The following is a 22,080-nucleotide window of genomic DNA, read 5'->3' on the forward strand; positions in this document are numbered from 1 at the left end:
TTTATTTTGAGAAGGCTACATCTTATAAGGGTTGATATGAACTGGAATAAATTTGCCATCAAAAATGAAAACAAAGAGCAATGGGCATTTGAACAGATGTCATACCTTCTATTTTGTTCCGAGTTTAACAATAACATTGGATTATTCAGATATAGAAATCAAACAGGAATTGAAACTGAGCCACTCAGAAAAGATGATGTGGTTTATGGCTTCTCAGCCAAATATTATGAAGTATCTATTAGTGATAGAAAAAAAGAAATTATCGAAGCTATCACAAAAGCGAAAAGTAAGAACCCTAAATTAGGTGTTATTCATTTCTATGTGAATAAGGAGCTTTCAGAAAGTTCTTTGAAGGAAACCAAAAAAGCCAGTTATGAAGTTGAGATAGATGAAGCATGTGTAAAGCTCGGTATTTCACTTGAGTGGCGTGTACCTAGTCATTTTGAACTTCAACTAGCTTTACCAAAGCATAAGTATATTCATGACCTGTTTTTCAACCTAGATCCAACTTTAGATAAGTTGCGTGACAGTGTTTTTGCTCATAACACTAGAATCTTAAATGCCATTCGTACCGAAATCAACGTAAATCAGCAACAGATAAAGATTGAGCGACAAGGCTATATTTCGGAAATTAAGGAGCTTGCACTGAGAGATGAGCATATTATCTTGTCTGGTGAAGGTGGTAGTGGTAAAACGGCTATTCTTAAAGAGTTCTATCAGCAGTATTTATTCGATATCCCTATATGCATATTCAAAGCTACAGAATTAAACGTTAACCATGTTAGTGATTTATTTCGCTTTGAACACAACTTTTCATCTGCTGACTTCTTCAGTACCTACGAAAATGAAACTACTAAATTATTTATAATTGATTCCGCAGAAAAGTTAGCAGACTTAAGCAATCAAAACATATTACATGATTTAGTTAACAGTCTCATAACACATGGTTGGACAATAGTTTTCACTACACGAAGCTCTTATTTAGATGACTTACATTTCCATATAAATGAAAGCTACCAGCTACAATGTAATATTTTAGAAGTTGAGTTATTGTCAGACAAGAAGCTGATTGAAATATCTGATGAGTTTGAAGTCGTTCTACCTAATAATGACAGCTTTAAGGATAGGCTGAGAAATTTATTTTACCTTAATGAGTATATTAATCATTACCAGAGTACAGAAGCTATCAGCGATTTTGCTAGTTTTATAGACTTACTTTGGAAAAAGAAAATTCAAAATAGCCCTATTAAAAAGGACAATATTCATATTAAGAGAGGTCGATGTTTAGAAAAAATTGCAAAGCAGCGCGCTGACACTAATCGTTTCTATATAACTGGTGATAGCCTTCCTCAGGATGCACTATACCAACTAAAAATAGATGACATCATAGCCTATGATGAGCAACACGACGGATATTTCATTACTCATGATATATACGAAGAGTGGGCATTAAACCATATCACAAACAAGGCTTATCAGAACCACGTAAATATTGAGGATTTTTTTAGAGAGCTAGGTAATTCGCTAGCAATTAGAAGAGCTTTTAGACTTTGGCTATCTCAGAAATTGATAGAAGAAGATACTAATATCAAAAGGTTCATTAATAATGTCTTTATCAGTGATATTAGCCAGTTTTGGAAGGATGAGCTATTGGTTTCAGTGTTACTGTCAGAGTACTCATTTGAATTTTTTAAAATATACAAAAATGAGCTAATAGCAAATGACTTTTTTATTTTAAAACGTATTATATTTTTACTACAGGTTGCCTGTAAAGACGTTGTGTCTGTGCTACAGAATACTAGACCCAAAGGTAGAGGTTGGCAAGCGACTATTGATTTTATCTATAAGCATCAGCTTGATGTTCTTGAAAGTCATAGAAATAGAGTTTTACCGATCTTATTGGATTGGTGTCAAAGTAACGCCAAAGGAGTAACGACAAGGCTTGCTGGTTTACTTGCAGTGAGTATTTTAAAGAAGACAGAGCAAGAAGAACGTATATATTCTCGAGATGAAGATAATAATATTTATAAAGTTATTTTTGCATCATGCCGTGAGATAGAAAAAGAAATAAAAGAGATTTTTGATAAAGTTATTAAATACGCTTGGGTTGAGCATAGTGACCCTTATCAAGACTTTTGCGTAACGATTCTAAACAAGTCCTATCTAGCAGCCCCCTTAATTCAGCTACTACCCAATTCTATTATTAAACTTTGTGAAATATATTGGACTGCAGAGAAAGATAAAGACGTTTATCATTCATTAAGTTTTAACATGCACTCTGAAACTGATTATGGTCTAAAGGAATATGACTTCAGTTATTCACCTGCAAGTGCCTATCAGACACCTTTACACTGGTTATTATGCTCAAACAGCTTCTTAGACGCTATTAATTTTATTATACGATTCACTAATCGGTCTATTACGACTTATGCTTATTCAGACTCAGGTAAAACTGTTGTAGAAAAAGTTAAAATCTATGCTAAAGGTAGTGAGGTTATTCAATATCATAGTTATGGGTTATGGACTATGTATAGAGGCTTCGGTAGCCCTGTAGTACCAGAATTGCTTCAATCTACACATATGTCACTAGAGAAATTCCTGCTATTACTAGCTAAGCAACATGATAGTAGTCTTGTACAGCCATTGCTATTGCATATTATAAAAAATTCTATTTCAACGTCGCTCACTTCTGTAGTTTGTAGTATCGTATTAGCTTATCCCAATGAGTTCTACGAGGTTGCAAAGATTTTATTTAGATCTATAGATTTATTTATGAGCGACTTCACTAGAAGTGTAAATGAATACCAAGCAAAATCACTTTATGGAATGGGCTATGGACTAAGAAGTTTTTCTGATGAGCTTTATAGTGATGAGAGACTCAAAACCTGTGAAGAAGATCACAGAAACACAAATTTAGAACAGTTATGTTTGAGGTATCAACTGTATGGAGTTGAATATTTCTCAGAGAGTCAAAATTCAGATTTTATTGAAGAAGTTCTTCAAATCATTGACAAGCATAAGACTACAGTAAAAAATGATGGCAAAAAATTAGACATTCTATTAGCAAGAATGGATAGACGCAATTTGAAACCTGAAATTCAGGAATATGGAGATAAAACCACAATCATTTTTAAGACTAGCCTTACGGAAGAACAAAAGAAGGTAAGTGATCAAGCTCATGCTGAACTTAATGAAAAATTTAAATATACTTCGTTAAATTTATGGTCAAATGTTTTTGCTAAAAAAGAGTATGAGAGTTGCGAGAAGTATAATAGTAACCCTTTACTTGCCTTAGATGAAACAAAAACTTTGCTAGATGATCTTAGAAAGTCATCAGATGAAGGTTTTGTACAACTTAATCGAAACATCATTTTTAATAGTTGTTCAAAATTAATTATTGAATATAGCCAGCGACTGTCACAAGCTGACAAGGATTTTTGTAAAGAATATATTGACGCTGGTATTCAAAGACTATTTCTAGATAATTATGACTATCAAATTAGTGATGGTTTAGAAGCTTGTACACACGCTTTACCCAAACTGATTGAGGAATATCCAGATGACATTGAGAAGTTTGCTCTACTACTGATATTTATACTATTTGATAAACGTTCTATAGGTGCATATAAAAGAGTATGCGACTATGCCATTGAAGCTATTCATAAAAAAGGATTATGGGATAGTAGTCCACAAGTTGCTGAGCAAATTGTTAATGGCTTTATAATATTTAAGCCGTTATACAATGATGCTGTTGAAGCATTACAAAGTAGTGAAGACTATCCTTATGACCGTGGTCTTTCGAAGTCAAAAATATTTGAAAAATTTTTAGAGTTGTGCAAAGAGAAAGGATTAGGTAATCAACTTGATAGTCTGAAATTTAACAGCAACGAACTAAATAAATTGAATATTGATGATTTAGAAACAACTTATCAATTGCTACCGAATAATACGATCCAAAAAAACCATCTAGCTATACTCAATTTAACACTAGGAAATGTTGCAAACATTTTGCTTAAAGATAGAAGAGACACTGAAGGTATTAATAATCTCTATAGTTTGAGATTAAGTATATTTGAGAAAATCAGTGCGATATCACTACATCGAAATAGCGAGGATAAAGTTAAAAGGCTATTAGAGCCATTTATAAACAATTTAAAACGGAATGATGAGACAGAGCAGTTTATTGCTCGATTCATTTGGTCAGAAAATGAATTCTATCAACCCAAAGTTTTTTGGTATATTTGGAAGTTGCTTTACCCGAAAATTATCGAGCTATACAACCAAGGTGTATATTACAAGGACTTCGAAAATTTGATTATCAACTACCTGCTCGCTTGGAGGTGGTGGGGAGAAAAACAAAAAGAATGGCAAAGTTTCACAGAAGAAAACTTATGGCTGTATGACGATATATCTAAAGATTTAGGTAACCATCCATCAGTATTGTACTCGATTGCTAAGGTTTTAAATTCAGTAGCTAGCAGATTCCATGATCTAGGTATTGATTGGATTAATACTATTACTTCAAAGAATCATGATTTAAAACTTGGAAACGTTGAATCTGATACTTTGTTCAATCTAGAGAATTATCTGCGACAATACATATTCTTGAATCGTCAAAGAATTAAGCAAGATGTTAGATTAAAAACTAAAATAATTGCAATTTTGGATTTTATGGTTGAAAGAGGCTCAGTTCATGGCTATTTATTGAGAGAAAGTATTTTGTAAAAATGAGCTAATCAATCTTATAAGATAAAAAGCGGGATCAGCTATACAAAACCAATCCCGCCTCAAGTAGTTTCTAGAAAATTTTAGCCAAAACCCACCCTACAAATTCGGATTTAACCACTTCTCAGCCATTTTTATATCCCAGCCTTTACGCTCAGCATAACTCTCTAACTGGTCACGACTGATTTTACCGACGTTGAAATACTCACTATCAGGATGCGAGTAATAGAATCCGCTGACCGATGACGCAGGCCACATCGCATAGCTTTCGGTCAAGGTTGTGCCGATTGCCTCTACTGTACCGAGCCAGTCAAACAATTTGCCTTTTTCGGTATGCTCAGGACAGGCAGGGTAGCCAGGGGCAGGGCGGATGCCGACGTATTTTTCTTTAATCATTTCCTCATTGGTGAGTGACTCAGTTGGTTGATAGCCCCAATAGTCTTTACGGATCAGCTCATGCAGATGCTCGGCAAAGGCTTCGGCTAGGCGGTCAGACAGTGCCTGTACCATAATGGCATTGTAGTCATCACCTGCCGCTTTGTAGTGCTCAGCGAGCGCTTCTGTACCGACGATAGAGACGGTAAAGCCGCCCAAGTGATCGGTATGCGTGTCTGATGGCGAGATAAAGTCCGCCAAGCTCAGGTTTGGCTTACCGCTTGCTTTATCGCTTTGTTGGCGTAAGTGTTCGAACTGATAGGTCGGTTTGCCACCATCAGCAGGCGCATCGTCATACACGGTGACGGTGTCTGCGCCAGTACGGCGAGCCGGCATGAGTTTAAACACGCCTTTTGCTACGATTGATTTCTCCTCAATCATTTTGTGTAGTAGCTCTTCTGCATTTTCAAACAGATCACGCGCCGCTTCACCAACGACGTCATCTTGCAAGATTTTTGGGTATTTGCCCGTCAAACCCCAAGAGATAAAGAACGGCGTCCAGTCGATATACGGCAACAAGTTGTTGATTGGATAGTCATCCAATATCACTTGTCCTAACTTGTTTGGCACTGGTGGTACGTAGTTTTCCCAATCATACTGAAAGCCAATTTTGACCGATTCAGCATAAGTAACCTTGGCGGCTTTTGGTTGACGCTTAGCCAGACGCTCACGTACTTTGACATACTCTTCGCGGGTCTCATCGATGAGAGCAGTACGGTGCTCTTTGGATAGCAGCTTGGTCACCACACCGACTGAGCGCGAGGCATCCGAGACATAGATGACCGCATCGTTTTGATACTGCGGCTCGACCTTGACGGCGGTATGCGCTTTTGACGTGGTTGCGCCGCCAATCATCAATGGTAGGGTCATGCCGCGCTCTTGCATTTGTTTGGCGACATAGACCATTTCATCGAGACTGGGGGTAATCAGCCCTGACAGACCGATGATATCGACTTTTTCTTTGATAGCGGTATCGAGGATGGTTTCGCACGGTACCATGACGCCCAGATCGACGATGTCGTAACCGTTACAGCCAAGTACCACGCCGACGATGTTTTTACCGATATCATGCACGTCGCCTTTGACGGTTGCCATCAGAATTTTACCTTTGACTTCGCCTTCGACTTTTTCCGCTTCGATATACGGGTTTAGCCATGCGACGGATTGCTTCATGACGCGAGCAGATTTGACGACCTGTGGTAAGAACATCTTACCGGCACCGAATAGGTCACCGACGATATTCATACCGTCCATGAGTGGCCCTTCGATGACTTCTAGCGGTTTAGGATATTTCTCCCACGCTTCTTTGGTGTCTTCTTCGATAAAGGTGGTCACCCCCTTGACGAGGGCATGGGCGATACGTTCTTCTACTGTGCCTTCACGCCAACTCATATCGACCGTGCTGTCTTTCTTCTTGCCGCCGTCTTGATAGTTTTCAGCGACCGTCATTAGGCGTTCGGTAGCATCCTGACCCGTTTCGCCTTGATTGCGGTTGAGCATGACGTCTTCGATGGCGTCACGTGCTTCCTTTGGAATATCATCGTACAGCTCAAGCATGGCTGGATTGACGATACCCATGGTTAGGCCATTTTTGATCGCGTGAAATAGGAACACAGAGTTGATCGCTTCACGGATGGGGTTACCACGGAAACTAAACGAGACGTTGGACACACCGCCTGAGACCATGGCATTCGGTAGGTTTTCCGTAATCCAGCGCGTGGCATTGATAAAGTCCGCGCCGTAGTTGTTATGCTCAGTGATACCCGTGGCGACCGCAAAGATATTAGGGTCAAAGATAATGTCTTCTGATGGGAAGCCCACTTCATTGACCAGTACATCATAGCTGCGTTTAGATATCTCAATTTTGCGCTCGTAAGTGTCAGCCTGTCCGTCTTCATCGAACGCCATAACGATAACGGCGGCCCCATAGCGCATACACAGTTTGGCGCGCTCGACGAACTCAGCATGCCCTTCTTTTAGCGAGATGGAGTTAACGACAGATTTGCCTTGCGTACGTTTAAGGCCTTCTTCGATGATGTCCCATTTGGACGAGTCAATCATCAATGGCACACGGCTGATATCAGGCTCGCCTGAGACGAGGTTGACGAAGTGAATCATCGCCTGCTTGGAGTCGAGCATGCCTTCGTCCATATTGATATCGACGATTTGTGCGCCGCCCTCAACCTGATCACGCGCGACATCGAGTGCCTCGGTATAGGCTTCGGTCTTGATCAAACGGAGGAATTTTTTGGAGCCTGTGACGTTGGTACGCTCACCAACATTGACAAACAAACTGTCAGCATTGATAGTAAACGGCTCAAGTCCAGACAAGCGGCAGGCAGGTGCAATCTCAGGAATCACGCGTGGCGCATAGTTTGCCACCATTTTAGCGATTTGACGAATATGCTCAGGCGTTGTACCACAGCAACCACCAACGATGTTTAAGATTCCCGCTTTGGCAAAGCCTTCTAGCAGCGCAGCAGTTTCTTCAGCGGTTTCGTCATATTCACCAAACTCATTGGGCAGACCCGCGTTTGGATGCGCAGAGACGTAAGTATCAGCGATGTTCGATAGCGTTTGAATATGCGGACGCAGCGCATCAGCACCTAGTGCACAGTTAAAGCCAACAGATAGTGGTTTGGCATGGCGGATCGAGTTGTAGAATGCTTCCGCTGTTTGACCAGATAGCGTACGGCCTGAGGCATCAGTGATCGTTCCTGAAATCATAATAGGCAGCTCAAAGCCGATATCTTCAAACACACCCGTGATAGCAAATATTGCTGCCTTGGCATTGAGCGTATCAAAGATCGTCTCAATCAAAATAAGATCGACGCCGCCTTCTATTAGGCATAAGGTTGCTTCACGGTAGTTTAGGACCAGCTCATCAAATGTAATGTTACGAAAGGCAGGATCATTGACATCAGGTGATATCGAGCACGTGCGTGAGGTTGGCCCAACGACACCAGCGACAAAGCGCGGTTTTTCAGGCGTCTTGGCGGTAAATTCATCAGCCGCCTCGCGCGCAATTTTGGCTGCTGTCTTATTCAGCTCAGGCACCAAGTACTGCATGTCATAGTCAGCCATCGACAGACGCGTACCATTAAAGGTATTGGTCTCGATGATATCCGCACCAGCTAACAGATGATCGTGATGAATATCTTTGATCATGTGCGGTTGGGTTAGCACCAGCAAATCATTATTGCCGCGCACATCTTGGTCGATGTCGGCAAAACGCTCACCACGATAATCTGCTTCTTCTAGTTTATAGGTCTGAATTTGCGTACCCATTGCACCGTCTAACATCAAAATGCGTGATGCCATCTGCTCAGTGATACGGGCGCGCGCGGTCAGCTGCTGCTCCTTATAAGGAAAGACAGCAGGTGGCGTCAAGATAAAGTCATCAGCAGATGATGAGCCAGAAGTAGTATCAGAGTGAGAAGAGGTCGGTGAGGTCATCGTTTGAGTCATAGGTGCGCTGCTTATATCGTCAATATTATAAAAGGAAGGAATAACAAACCAATAGAGTACAAAGTCTTATAAAGGAAATCGTCAAATTTGAATTATTCTAGCATGAAAAATATAGCACACATGGATACTGCCCATTCTACTTTTACCATAGACAAGCAGATACCTATTCACTGAGCTTCTGAGCATAGCGTTACATTGTATTTCACGAAGAATATGTGCACAAATGAATATCATTTCGCTTACGGATTACACAAAGCTTTGCTTCTGCAAATGAAAGCCAACGCTTATGCTTAAAAGTCCGACACAGTTTACACCTGTACTACAAAAAGTTGCGTAAAGGCAGGTTGATAAAGGTTTCATACATGTTAATTTGATTTCAGAAGAATTAGGTCTTTGTAAGTTTTGCTTATAAGTCACTTATGGGCAAAAAGTTATTATTGTTCTGTTGGTCTATCTAGATGTTGCTTATCAAAAAGATAAGAATTGGACAGCACGAGCAACTGATATCAGAAGACAATCTAACCTGTAAGACAATAAGCAAATACATACTCAATCATTAAGGATAATGTTATGAAACTGACTAAAATTGCAACTATCGGTACGCTAGCTATCTCTATCGCTGGCCTAAGCGCGTGTAATAATATGATGCCAGCAAAAAGCGCAGATATGAAACCGCCAATGCACAGCCAAACTATGGCAAAAATGAATGTGGTACAAGTTGCTCAAAGTAATTCTGATTTTTCAGTCTTAGTAGAAGCGGTACAAGCAGCAGGTCTAGCAGGTATGCTGTCTGATCCGAATGCACACTATACGGTATTTGCACCAACCAACGCTGCATTCATGCAAGCGCTACAAGAAACAGGCATGACCAAAGCCCAGTTGTTTGCTGATAAAGCGATGCTAAGAAAAGTACTAGGTTATCATGTCATCAGCGGTGACATGGCCATGTATGCCAAAGACGTGAAGCCTGGTAACGTCATGACCGCTAGCAAAGACACGCTAATGGTAACCAACCAAGGTAAATTAATGGACGAAAACGGCCGTACTGCAAACATCGTAAAAACAGACATCGCCGCTACTAATGGTGTTGTCCATGTTATCGATAGAGTGCTACTACCTAAATAAGCTTTAGCGAAATAACATCTACATTTGTGATGAAGCTTAAGTAAACAGCTATTATTTGATGAGTTTATCATTTGATAATGGCTGTTTTAGTATTTAATAATCAATCATGTAGCATGAAATAAAAATTACAGCAATTTTGATGATTACAGACATCAGATAGACGAAATTGTGTTTTGAAGAACGCAATAACGAGTATACAAGTTGATAATGCTGTATACGTGATTGATACAGTGCTACTACTTAAGTAAGTATCAATTAAAAATTAAACCTTTAGAATTATAGTTATTGATATAGCGGACTTAAAACTATGGCTGGTTATTTAGTCATATCCACGATTTATCAGTCACTGTTAAATTTATTAAAAGTAACTGTCTGTTAAACACATGACGCAACCAATCATTTAAAAGGAAATACCCATGTTAAAGAAGAATCTATTATCTATCGCAGTCGTCACAGCAGCCATGTCATTAGCAGCATGTAACGACACCGAAACTGTCGCAGACCCGGTTGAGCCTGAGGCTACTACTGAAGAAGTCGTAGCAGAGCCAATGGCCGAGACTGATCCAATGGTCGAGACTGAAGCAGCGCCAATGGCAGACGACATGAACATGGAAGCGACACAAACCATCGCCGAAATAGCAGCTGGCAACGAAAACCTAACCATTTTGACAGCCGCATTAAAAGCTGCTGGTCTTGACACAATGTTGATGGAAGATACGAAGTACACTGTATTTGCACCAACTGATGATGCATTTGCTCCAGTACTAGAAAAGCTAGGCGTAACGAAAGAAGAGTTATTGGCTAACACGGACTTGCTGAAAAAAGTATTGCCTTATCACGTAGTACCAATGGAAGTGAAAGCTGCTGATATCCCTTATGGTACTGATATCGAAACGGCTAACGGCAAGACTATTTCTATCAGCGATGCCAACGTAATTACTGATGCGACTGGTAACACAGCTAACATCACAGGTACTGATATCATGGCAACCAATGGTGTGGTTCACACTATCGATGCAGTATTGATGCCTGAGTAAGTTTTTCTTTAATTCAGTTGTTATAAAGCTGTCATAAGCTAATAATGATATTAAAGAGGCCCAGCGATAAAGCTGGGCTTTTTTGTGTCTATAAGATGGTGGCGTAGCAGCGGTATCTTAAAATCTGCGTTATTTATTTGCAATAAAAAAGCCCGAGACCATTGCCTCGGGCTTTTAATAATACTGGATAAAATTGAGCAGTAGCTACGTTAGTGCATATTATCTATGTTACTTACGTAGTGGATCTACATTCGTTCTTTTTTGTTCTGCTAGATGACGCTCTTCCCAATAAGGTGCGTTTTTGATACCGAATTTTGCAGGGTCAAAACTGTAGCGTGCCACACCAGCTTTACGTTGTGCTTCGTAGTCTTTAAGCATGGTAAGGGTTGGACGAGCCACGATAAAGATAACAAGGATACCAACAATGTTAAGCCAAGCCATAAGGCCAACACCAATGTCACCAATTGCCCAGATATAACCAGCTGAGTTAAGGCCACCGTAAGCAACCATCGCCATGATCAATACTTTTACTAAGAATAGACCTGTTTTATTGGCACCGCGACCAAGGAAGCGTGTCAAGTAAGCCACGTTTACTTCAGCGATGTAGTAATAAGCTAGGATGGTTGTAAAGGCAAAGAAGAATACAGCGATTGCGATAAAGGCATTACCAAACGTACCGTATACCGATTCCATTGCCATCTGCGTAAAGGCAGGGGCGTTGATTTCAGTAGTAGCAGCGACGTTTTGTACGATGAACTGACCATCTGGTAAGGTACCTTGGATGTTGTACATGCCAGTAGATAAAATCATAAAGGCAGTCGCAGAACAAACCAGTAGCGTATCAACATATACTGAGAATGCCTGAACTAGACCCTGCTGTGATGGATGCTCAACTTCAGCAGCCGCAGCAGCGTGAGGACCTGTACCCTGACCCGCTTCGTTAGAGTAAATACCGCGTTTTACACCCCAACCGATTGCTGCACCAAAGCCTGCTTGTGCAGTGAATGCATCGCCAACGATCATGCCAAATACATCTGGGATCAAGCTGAAGTTACTGAACATAATGATTAAGGCTAAGGCAATATAACCAATTGCCATAAACGGAACGGCAAACTCAGTAAAGGTTGCAATACGCTTAATACCACCAAAGATGATGACACCTAGTACGACTAAGATGATGGCTAAGCCGACCAAACGCATAGATCCGACTTCTAGGCCTGCCACGTTCATGATCGTACCTTCACCCATTAACTGTGCGAATGCACTGATAACACCGTTGGCCTGTACGCCAGGTAAGAACATACCACATGATAAAATAGAAGCAATGGCGAAGAGGATGCCGTACCACTTTTGACCAAGGGCACGCTCAAAGTAATACGCAGGGCCACCGCGATATTCGCCAGTTACCACATCTTTTTCTTTGTAAATCTGTGCAAGGGTAGACTCGACATAGGCAGTAGATGCGCCTAGGAAGGCCACGATCCACATCCAAAATACAGCACCTGGACCACCGAAGCCGATAGCAGCAGCTACCCCAGCGATGTTACCCATGCCTACACGTCCTGCGAGGGAAACGGCTAGTGCCTGAAAGGATGAAATACCATCAGTACTAGACTTACCACTGAATAGCAATTTGATCATTTCACCGAACAAACGCACCTGTACGAAGCGCGTCAAGATGGAATAGAACAGACCAGCGCCCAAGCACAGATAGATCAGTGCTGGGCTCCAGATAATTCCGTTTACTAAGTTAACTAAACCTTCCATATGTATATTCCTAGTACTGTCTCAAGGTGGCTCTGTATGCTAGGAGTAAATTAACTGGTTAACTTACTTATTTAAGTTAAGCAGTTAAATTATCTGCATCGACTCATATTTATATTAGTTAAGTCTCATACGTGCTTAGCCACCAAGAATGGACTGTAGTTGTCTGTATTTATCCGCTTGGCTTCATCAGTGACACAGACTATTTTTATAGCGATTATCATTGATAGCATTAATATCAGCTGTGTGTTTGATTGTTCTACAGCCTCAACTACTGCGGTGTCCTATCATCACGTTACGAATGAGATGAGTTATAAGTTAACCCGCGGATAAAACAGGCGGTTATATAATTGAATACTCCTCATGACGAGGGTATTCAATTTGCTATGAGCCGTCCCGATTGGCTACACTGCTGGTATGGCGGATTGAATGTATTAGTGGAGTATCTAAGAGTGAGTAACTGTTTTTCATCATAACTGCCAACTCTCTAATACGTATCAAACTATAAGTCCACTACCAAATGTATTCAAACCGTACGGCTACGTAACTGCAATTTGCCATATTTTTGTACCAATTACTAGAAATTTCTTTGTGTATGGACGGATAAGTTTTGTTTTGATGCCATCATTTCACTCATAACTGACTGCAATAATGACCTAGATCTATTCACTGTAAGTTATTTAGTAGACTTTTGTTTTATATATTAATATTTGGCTCAAATGAATGCTTTTAAAACAAAATAGCAGTCGAAAGTTGCGGTTGTGTTTTGGTAACGGTCAATTGTAAAAGCGCCATGATAGCGCCATTATGAGCAGTATATCTTGTAGCTTATAAGATTGAGCAATATGCATGAGTAGTTTTTCATGTTGTGTCTGTAGATATGAAAGCTACAAGCGCGTGCCTTTATACAAAATATAGAACGCATATGACCGTTAGATGATTATGAAGGCATAAGCGCAAAAAAATTATTAAAAAACGTGTTACCAGATATTTGTTATTTATCATTATTAGGAGAAACAACGATGACGCGTAAATCTATTATGAAGCCGATGTTGCTAGCAGCACTATTAACGACGTCTACTGTCGGTCTGAGTGGCTGTGGTTATAACAATCTTCAGGCGCAAGACGAGCAAGTAACGGCTTCATGGTCAGAAGTGGTCAACCAATATCAGCGCCGCAGCGATTTGGTGCCAAACTTGGTCAAAGTCGTACAGCAGTATGCTGAACAAGAGCAAGAAGTGTTCACCCAAGTGGCGGAAGCACGTTCACGTGCGGGCGGCATCACTGTGACACCTGAAGTGCTCAATGACCCAGAAGCAATGGAGCGTTATGCTGCTGCGCAAGAACAAATGACAGGCGCATTGTCACGTCTGATGGCAGTGTCTGAGCGTTACCCTGAACTAAAATCAGATGCGCTGTTCCAAGACTTACAGGCTCAGCTAGAAGGCACCGAAAACCGTATCGCAGTCGCGCGTAATCGCTATATCCAAGAAGTGCAGGGCTACAATACCACTGTGCGCCAGTTCCCAACCAATATCACCGCAAAAGTATTTGGTATGGATACCAAGCCAAACTTTACCGTTGCTAATGAAGATGCCATTTCGACAGCGCCAAGTGTTGATTTTGGCGATTCTGCAAAAGCAGAGTAGGAAGTATTAGAAATATACAAAAATAGAGCGGTGTATGCCGCTCTATTTATTTAGCTGATGACTATTAGTTAATGTCTATTAATTTATAAAAATGTCATTTGAGGTGGTAGAGATTAGATGAATCATTCAAAAGCAATCTTATCAGCATTACTGTTTACACTGAGCGTCAGCGGTGCATCAGTGCTGCATGCTGCGCCCAATACCGATGCTGGCAATAATGCTGCGGCGACAGATAGCACCTCGAATCTACAAAACCGTAGTGTCGAAGACTTAGTAGCCATTGCCAAAGCTGGGGAATCCAATGAAGCGATCAACGATGCAGTACTGAATAATGACGCCATCAATGGTGCGGTGCTTGGTAATGACGCTATTAATCAAAGCGCGGCAAATGATGAGGCAACCGCTAGTGCGCAAGCGCCAGCTCAGCCACCAGTAACCTCAAGCGCCCAAAGCGTTGATGCTGATAAATTGATACTCAACGAGCCGGTCGTTGATCAGGCTAATATCTTAAATCCGCAAGAAAAGCAGCGCTTAGAGGCGCAGCTGAGAAATATCTATCAGCAAGGTTTAGCACAGGCGGCGGTTGTTATCGTACCGACCACCAATGGCCTGCCGATATTTGATTATGCCTTACAAGTGGCTGAAAAATGGCAATTGGGCGATAAAGACATTGATGATGGTTTATTAATCGTGGTCGCGGTCAATGACCGTGACATGTATATCCTAACCGGCTATGGTCTAGAGGGCGTGTTGCCAGATGCGGCAGTCAACCGTATCATCCGTGAAGATATCACACCATTGTTTAAGCAAAACAACTATGGCGCTGGGATACTGGCTGGCGTAGATGCACTCAAGGCACGTCTAACGGCTGATCCTGAAGTCTTAGCCCGTGCTGATGCACAAGCTGCAGAACGTACTGCCCAGCAAAGCTCAGACGAGCTGCCATCACCTATTTTCTTATTTATCATGGCGATGATTTTTGGTAGCTTTATTACGAATATATTGGGCCGAGTATTTGGTTCTATTATCACGGCAGGCGGCTTTTTTGCGGGTTCATTGGCGCTGGGCGGCGGCTTCTTTATGACATTAATTATGGCGATATTTATATGGCTGTTTTTGATCTCACGTGGCGGCGGTGGTGGCAAAGGCGGCGGCGGTAAGGGTGGACGCAGAGGCGGCGGCATGATTTTCTTACCCGGTATGGGCGGCGGCAGTGGAGGCGGCTTTGGCGGTGGTGGTTTCGGAGGAGGCGGCTTTGGCGGTGGCGGCGGTGGTTTCGGCGGCGGCGGTGCAGGTGGCTCATGGTAAGTGTCTATTTATTAAAAGCTCAGCTTAGTTATTAGAAGCTCAGATTAGTAAAGACTCAAATTAATAAAAGCCAAAAATAGAGTCCCAGTAAATAGACCCAAATAACCATCAAAAATGACGTAATTGAGGAAAAATATAATGGCAGAAAACCACGCTTCAACTTCTAGCATTGCTCGATGGTGGCGTCAGGTCTTGTTTGTACCTTTGCTGCACAGCAAGTGGCTGACAGCAGAAGCCAAGGCGCGTTTAACAGATGCTGTGACACGAGCTGAGCGAGGGCATCGTGGTGAGGTGTTCTTGATTGTAGAAAATCATCTGCCTATCCAAGAGGCCTATCGCATGAACTGCCGTGAGCGTGCGATTGATTTGTTTAGCGAATATCGCGTCTGGGATACTGAAGAAAACACGGGCGTTTTGATCTATGTCAATATATGCGAGCGTCAACTAGAGATTGTCGCAGACCGAGGTATCAGCGCTCATGTGAGTCCAACGGTATGGAATGCAATGTGTGAAAAGGCAGTATCTGGTATTGCTACCCAAAAGACAGAAGAGAGCTTGGCTGATTTATTGGATGAAGTGGGGCAGGTATTACGTCAGTATTATCATTTAGAGCACGATCCAGAAGGTAATGAGCTGTCTGATACAGTGGTATTTTTAAAGTAGTTCGCGCCTTATACGGTTGTATTAAGAAGGCTACTTTTATAAGTAGCCTATCTATACGGTCAAAGGGTTTTGTTTTAGGCAATATGCTTTTAGTGTTAAAATAACTCTTCTGGGACAGATAATGCCTTATATACAGTTTGATTATCCTAATGTGCAACATTTACTATAGATCGTCTCGATAACACCATTATTGGAATACTATGATTGATTTAATACAGAAACTACCAAAAGCAGAACTTCATCTACACATCGAAGGGTCATTAGAGCCTGAGCTGATGTTTAGACTAGCAAAAAAGAACAATGTAGAGATTCCATATGACAGCGTAGAAGACGTGCGCGCCGCCTACAACTTTAATAATCTGCAAAGTTTTTTAGATATTTACTATGCCGGCGCGAATGTCTTACTGACCAAAGATGATTTTTATGATTTGACGTGGGAATATATTCTTAAGTGTGTTGAAGACAATGTCATTCACACTGAAATATTCTTCGACCCGCAGACACATACCGAACGAGGTGTGCCTTTTGAAGCGGTCATCACAGGTATCAAAGAAGCACTTGCGGATGGCAAAGAAAAGTACGGCATCACCTCATGTATCATCATGTGTTTCTTGCGCCATTTGTCGCAAGAAGAAGCATTTGAGACACTAGAGCAAGCGCTGGACTATAAAGAGGACATCATCGGTATCGGTCTTGATTCATCGGAGCTTGGCAACCCACCATCGAAATTCAAAGACGTATTCAAAAAAGCCAAAGAAGAAGGGTTTAAACTGGTCGCCCATGCGGGTGAAGAGGCTGATTTTTCGTATATTTACGAAGCATTGGACTTATTGAATATCAATCGAATCGATCATGGTGTGCAATCGATAAAAAGCCCAGAGCTGATGCAGAGACTCAAAGATGAGCAGATGCCATTGACTGTGTGCCCTAACTCAAATATCGAACTGCGAGTTTTTGATAATTACAAAGGGCATAATATCAAAGAGCTTTTGGATTACGGTCTAAATATCAGCGTTAACTCAGATGATCCTGCCTATTTCAAAGGCTACGTGAATCAAAACTTTATTAATCTGCATGAGAATCTGCCGATAACAGAAGAAGATGTTATTACGTTAGTAAAAAACTCTTTTAAATCGGCATTTATCAGCGACGAGTTAAAAGAAGATTACTTGGCGAGAGTGGACGCGGCATTGCAATAAGCTTTAGCGAGCTTATTTTTAGTAGTAAAGGCTTAACGGTTGATAGCAATCGTTAAGCCTTTTTATTGTTTATCAGATAATGACATTTATAAGCAGTCGCAATTATAAAGCAGTAATCTCTTCTATAAGTAACGGCAAAATCACTCCAGCTTTTTCTATTAGCGTGATATCGACGATAGTATTCGGTGTTGGGTCAGGATTTATCTCGATAACTTGCGCACCGTTCTGCTTGGCTAACTGTGAGAGTCTGGCCGCAGGATAGACCAAGCTTGATGTACCGATACTGATAAATACATTACAGTTAGCCGCAGCCTCTTCGGCAGTCTGCCATGCTTGTACAGGTAGTGCTTCACCAAACCACACAATATCTGGTCTGATGTAACCGTCACAGTGCGGACAAGTAATCAGCTTATCATCAAAACGTATAGTATCTTGCTTGCTATAGGCGGCTCTTGATTGTTCTGGATAAGGTATATCACACTGACCACAGCGATTACGCCACAGATGACCGTGCAAATGAGTTACCGAACTACCAGCTTGCTCATGTAGGTCATCGACATTCTGAGTGATAAGTGTGACTTGCTGATCGGAAGTTTGCGCATGATACTGCCACTGAGCCAATGCATAATGGGCTGGATTTGGTGCTTTATCTGCGACCATCTGCCTGCGCCATTGATACCATGACCATACTAGCTTTGGATCACGAGTGAATGCTTCAGGGGTTGCCAAGTCTTCCGCGCGATAATTCTCCCACAAGCCCGTTTGCTTATCTCGAAACGTCGGAATACCACTTTCGGCTGAAATACCTGCCCCTGTCAAAATACAAACTTGCTGTTTCGATGCCAACAATGTTGCCGCAAGTTTTACTTCTGCTATTACCGCTGGTGATAATTCTGCTAACATGAGCCAACCCTTGTTAGTAATGGATATTTTTTCTTATGATAGACGGAATTTGGTGGCTTGTCATATTGTTCGCCATCATCGTGGCCTTATGGTTGGTGGCGAAATCGCGCGGGGCAAAAGCAGGCGAAAAGCACGGTAGTGCCAAGTCAAAAAATACAATACCGAATGATGCCCTGCAAAAAACATCCGCATTACTAAAGCAGTACTTTCCTGGTTATCGAGTCACTCGTAAGGCAAAGCATTTGCTCATCAGCCAACAAGGCAAAAAAGTCGCGATGATTACCATTGATAAAAAGATTACTGAAGGTCAGCGTCGTCTGGGTGAGGTACCAGTGATTAATTATCACCGTGTGCCTAGCCGTGCTCAATTGATTGCAAATTTACAAGACGCGGAGTGAGTTTTATATAGATGAGAGCACTAGAGGTATGCGCACACAGAAAGACTGCCAACATTTTGACATGTAGGTTTGATGAGTATGAGCAGTTTAGAATAGTACTAAGGAATTGATGGAGCGAGGTTGTAAACATCGTAATTGGTGCGCTCGGCGGGAATCGAACCCACGACCCTCGGCTTCGGAGACCGATACTCTATCCAACTGAGCTACGAGCGCATATGATAACGATATGTCTGACTGTCACGCTTAGATGCGCATGATAACCAGCATATGATGCCTAGAAATAAAGACCGCTTAGTCTAACAAATAAAATGCATAAAGCCAATAAATGACAGTCGTGATTGAGGTTTTTTAAGAAAAAACAGCCAAGTCATTAAACAAGCATGGCAATTTACCTGCCTTTTCCCTTATAATGTTGGGGAGAATTCATATTTATAATCACCGATTGCAAGTGCGCTGGCACGCGGGATGGCTGTCTGCTATTGAGGACTTAGAGGTCGTCAAAGGAGGACAGACAGAATGTCCGAGCTGTGCTAGTCCTTGTATACGTAATAAGAGAACGTGACGAATGAGAAAAGTAGTTATGTTATCGGCAGCTGCCATTCTAGGAATCGCTAGTATCGCGGTGAGCCAAGCTGAAGATATTGTCGATACGCCTGTAACTGTGACTGATGTTGCAGAAGGCCAAGAAGTCGTAGAAGAGGCACCGCAAACGCTAGGTGGTGAGCCCCAAGCTGCTGCAGACACAACAGATGGCGCTGCACCTGCTGATGGTGCCGCTCCAGCAGAAGGCGAAGAGACCGCCACTGCAGCGCCTGCCGCTGACGAAGAGCCGATTCCGCAAGATACGCCGCAAGTACAAAAGCTGATTGCTTTGTATCCTAATCTGATTGCCCGTATTCAACCTGTTGCAACGGTATGTTTTGAAGACGATGAAGTATGTGACGTAACAGCACGCTCATCTGGCCCATCTGCTGGTGACGGTCCTCGTGATGGTAAAGCAGTATACAATGCGGTATGCCATACTTGTCACGCCGCTGGTTTGTTAGGTTCACCTATCTTTGGTGATGCTGGCGCTTGGGGACCACGTATCGCGAAAGGTAAAGATACGCTATATACCCATGCTATCAACGGTTTCAATGCGATGCCTGCTAAAGGCGGCGCGGACATCCCTGATGAAGAAGTCCAAAACGCTGTAGACTATATGGTTGCAGAAGCAAGCTAATTTTTGCTAACGGCTTTGCTGGCTTTTACAACAGTTATCGATAAAGCGCCTATTTCAGTAATGAGATAGGCGCTTTTTTATGATGAGTATTATTAATACGGTACTTCAAATATAAAGCAGTTGAAATTTGCGATTAGTAGCCTCATTTTATGAGATCACACCGTATCTTCTAGATAGTAGAGCGTGTTGAACATTTTTATATGGCCTCGGTCAGTATGATAATGATAGTTGAATGTTCAACACGGCCTATTATTCTAAAATCGTGTTTTATACAAATTGATAAAAAATAAGAGGTCTTCATGTCTGATGTACCAGCACTTTCTATCCAAGGCTTGTCCAAAACCTATGACAATGGGTTTTCGGCATTAAAAGGGGTTGATTTAACCGTACCACAAGGTGGGTTCTTTGCGTTACTTGGGCCAAATGGCGCAGGTAAGTCCACCATGATTGGCATTATCAGTTCACTATTTAAGCCAACCACGGGTAGTGTCCATATTTTTGGGACAGATCTATTAGAGAACCCTTCGATTGCCAAACAGTACCTTGGCGTTGTACCGCAAGAATTTAACTTCAACATGTTTGAAAAAGTCGAAGATATCTTGATTACACAAGCAGGTTATTTTGGTATTCCAGCAAAAGAAGCCAAACCACGCGCAAAAAGGTTGCTGACAGCGCTCGGACTATGGGATAAACGCGACAGCAAATCACGTGAGCTATCTGGTGGTATGAAACGTCGCTTGATGATTGCCCGAGCGTTGATTCATAAGCCAAAATTATTGATTCTCGATGAGCCAACGGCGGGTGTCGATATCGAGCTTCGCCGCTCAATGTGGGATTTTATGCAGCAGATCAATATCGAAGAAAATACCACGATCATATTGACCACCCATTATCTCGAAGAAGCCGAGCAGTTGTGTAAACGTATTGCGATCTTGGATCACGGTGAGATTCGTATTAATACAGAAATGAAAGATTTATTGGCACAGTTGTCAGTAGAGACGTTTGTCTTTGATTTAGAAACGCCGCTCACCGAGCAATTGGCTCTGACTGGAGTGACAGATATCTCCCAGCCAGATGAGCAGACGTTAGAAGTCACTTTGACAGAAGGTGAGTCATTAAATGGTGTCTTTGATCAGTTATCTAATAAAGGCATCAAAGTAGGCAGTATGCGTAATAAAGCCAACCGTCTAGAAGAGTTGTTTATGCGCTTGGTTGACAAAAATATTGAAAGTGCAGACAGCATGAAGGAGGCGGGATTATGAGCCAGGAACTAATCAATCATAATAAAACAATGTCACTGAGTAAAAAGTGGATTGCGTTTCGTACGATATGGTTCAAAGAAGTGCGCCGTATTCTGCGTATTTGGCCGCAAACGCTATTGCCGCCAGTGATTACGATGAGTTTGTACTTTGTCATCTTCGGTAAAATGATTGGCTCGCGCGTGGGTGAGATGGGCGGTGTGCCTTACATGCAGTTTATCGTACCAGGTCTGATCATGATGTCGATCATTACCAACAGTTACTCTAACGTGGTCTCGAGCTTTTTTAGTGCCAAGTTCACATCTAGTATTGAGGAGCTTTTGGTCTCACCTGTCTCCAAACATGCGATTTTGATGGGTTATATCAGCGGTGGTATCTTCCGTGGACTCGCCATCGGTGTCATTGTTTCGATTGTCGCGTTATTCTTTACTGACCTTGGTATCGAGCATTTATTTGTCACTGTATTTACCGTACTTGGCACGTCTATTTTGTTCTCACTAGGCGGTTTTATCAATGCGGTGTTTGCGCGCTCATTTGATGATATCTCTATTATTCCAAGCTTTGTATTGACTCCGCTGACCTATTTGGGCGGTGTGTTTTATTCGATGGAAAACTTATCACCATTTTGGCAAAATATCTCGCTATTAAATCCTATCGTCTATATGGTCAACTCATTCCGCTACGGTATTCTTGGCTATTCTGATGTCAACGTTTGGTATTCGATGGCAGCGATTTTTGTATTCTGTGCAATATTTTATACCATTGCTTATCGCTTGCTCAGTAACGGTTCGCGCGTGCGTTTATAGTGTGCTTTATCGTCTAAATTGCTGATTATCAGTCGTTTGACGCCTTGTCTTTTTTCTTACTCAATTTGGTCGCATTATTTTTCGGATAGGTGTGTAGGTCTTGGTCATTTCTTTTGTGA

At 41.8% G+C, this 22,080-nt stretch carries 14 protein-coding genes and 1 tRNA gene; 11 read left to right on the forward strand and 4 right to left on the reverse strand.

The genetic code is table 11. The features are described 5' to 3' along the window. The first annotated feature begins 36 nt into the window (after positions 1-36). Entirely contained in the window at positions 37-4,725 is a 4,689-nt protein-coding gene (gene avs4 / locus I3255_RS10045) for an AVAST type 4 anti-phage nuclease Avs4 (protein WP_238038713.1), read from the forward strand. A 99-nt stretch (positions 4,726-4,824) separates the two neighbouring features. Here avs4 and metH read toward each other — a convergent pair whose 3' ends face one another. Continuing rightward, positions 4,825-8,628, reverse strand: coding sequence for a methionine synthase (gene metH / locus I3255_RS10050; RefSeq protein WP_238038714.1), 3,804 nt, complete (start codon positions 8,626-8,628; stop codon positions 4,825-4,827). Between the two features lie 570 nt (positions 8,629-9,198). Between metH and I3255_RS10055 the strand changes: the two genes are divergently transcribed. Both I3255_RS10055 and I3255_RS10060 read left to right on the forward strand, forming a co-directional pair. After that, positions 9,199-9,753: a fasciclin domain-containing protein gene (locus I3255_RS10055; RefSeq protein ID WP_201599130.1), complete on the forward strand. Its 555-nt coding sequence runs from the start codon at positions 9,199-9,201 to the stop codon at positions 9,751-9,753. 416 nt (positions 9,754-10,169) lie between these two features. Then, the gene (locus tag I3255_RS10060) at positions 10,170-10,790 is read left to right on the forward strand and encodes a fasciclin domain-containing protein (RefSeq protein WP_238038715.1); all 621 of its coding nucleotides are present in this window, start codon (positions 10,170-10,172) and stop codon (positions 10,788-10,790) included. A gap of 228 nt (positions 10,791-11,018) precedes the next feature. Here I3255_RS10060 and I3255_RS10065 read toward each other — a convergent pair whose 3' ends face one another. Further along, positions 11,019-12,557, reverse strand: coding sequence for an alanine/glycine:cation symporter family protein (locus tag I3255_RS10065; protein WP_238038716.1), 1,539 nt, complete (start codon positions 12,555-12,557; stop codon positions 11,019-11,021). 1,019 nt (positions 12,558-13,576) lie between these two features. Between I3255_RS10065 and I3255_RS10070 the strand changes: the two genes are divergently transcribed. The 4 genes from I3255_RS10070 to I3255_RS10085 all read left to right on the forward strand — a co-directional run bounded on the left by I3255_RS10070 (position 13,577) and on the right by I3255_RS10085 (position 17,373). After that, positions 13,577-14,203, forward strand: a complete 627-nt coding sequence (locus I3255_RS10070) for a LemA family protein (protein ID WP_186475055.1) — start codon at positions 13,577-13,579, stop codon at positions 14,201-14,203. Between the two features lie 117 nt (positions 14,204-14,320). Then, complete coding sequence (locus I3255_RS10075; RefSeq protein ID WP_238038717.1) at positions 14,321-15,511, forward strand: TPM domain-containing protein; 1,191 nt, start codon at positions 14,321-14,323, stop codon at positions 15,509-15,511. Between the two features lie 138 nt (positions 15,512-15,649). Beyond that, positions 15,650-16,174, forward strand: coding sequence for a TPM domain-containing protein (locus I3255_RS10080; protein ID WP_238038718.1), 525 nt, complete (start codon positions 15,650-15,652; stop codon positions 16,172-16,174). Positions 16,175-16,374: 200 nt separating this feature from the next. After that, entirely contained in the window at positions 16,375-17,373 is a 999-nt protein-coding gene (locus I3255_RS10085) for an adenosine deaminase (RefSeq protein WP_238038719.1), read from the forward strand. A 102-nt stretch (positions 17,374-17,475) separates the two neighbouring features. Here the strand turns inward: I3255_RS10085 and I3255_RS10090 are convergent, their stop codons facing one another. Beyond that, complete coding sequence (locus tag I3255_RS10090) at positions 17,476-18,276, reverse strand: NAD-dependent deacylase (protein ID WP_238038720.1); 801 nt, start codon at positions 18,274-18,276, stop codon at positions 17,476-17,478. Between the two features lie 35 nt (positions 18,277-18,311). On the opposite strand from I3255_RS10090, the gene I3255_RS10095 reads away from it, so the two are divergent. Continuing rightward, positions 18,312-18,674 (forward strand): hypothetical protein, encoded by a 363-nt coding sequence (locus tag I3255_RS10095; RefSeq protein ID WP_238038721.1) that lies wholly within the window; start codon positions 18,312-18,314, stop codon positions 18,672-18,674. Positions 18,675-18,810: 136 nt separating this feature from the next. Here I3255_RS10095 and I3255_RS10100 read toward each other — a convergent pair. Then, positions 18,811-18,887 (reverse strand) — tRNA-Arg (locus I3255_RS10100). Between the two features lie 352 nt (positions 18,888-19,239). Here I3255_RS10100 and I3255_RS10105 point away from each other — a divergent pair. From I3255_RS10105 to I3255_RS10115, 3 genes are all read left to right on the forward strand, one after another. Next, a complete protein-coding gene (locus I3255_RS10105; RefSeq protein ID WP_238038722.1) occupies positions 19,240-19,896 on the forward strand; it encodes a c-type cytochrome in 657 nt (218 codons plus the stop codon). Between the two features lie 299 nt (positions 19,897-20,195). Continuing rightward, entirely contained in the window at positions 20,196-21,158 is a 963-nt protein-coding gene (locus tag I3255_RS10110; protein WP_238038723.1) for an ABC transporter ATP-binding protein, read from the forward strand. 29 nt (positions 21,159-21,187) lie between these two features. Beyond that, positions 21,188-21,961, forward strand: coding sequence for an ABC transporter permease (locus I3255_RS10115; RefSeq protein WP_057762348.1), 774 nt, complete (start codon positions 21,188-21,190; stop codon positions 21,959-21,961). The last annotated feature ends 119 nt before the right edge of the window (positions 21,962-22,080 follow it).

The sequence above is a fragment of the Psychrobacter sp. Ps6 genome (genome assembly GCF_022129235.1).
Taxonomy (GTDB): Bacteria; Pseudomonadota; Gammaproteobacteria; order Pseudomonadales; family Moraxellaceae; genus Psychrobacter.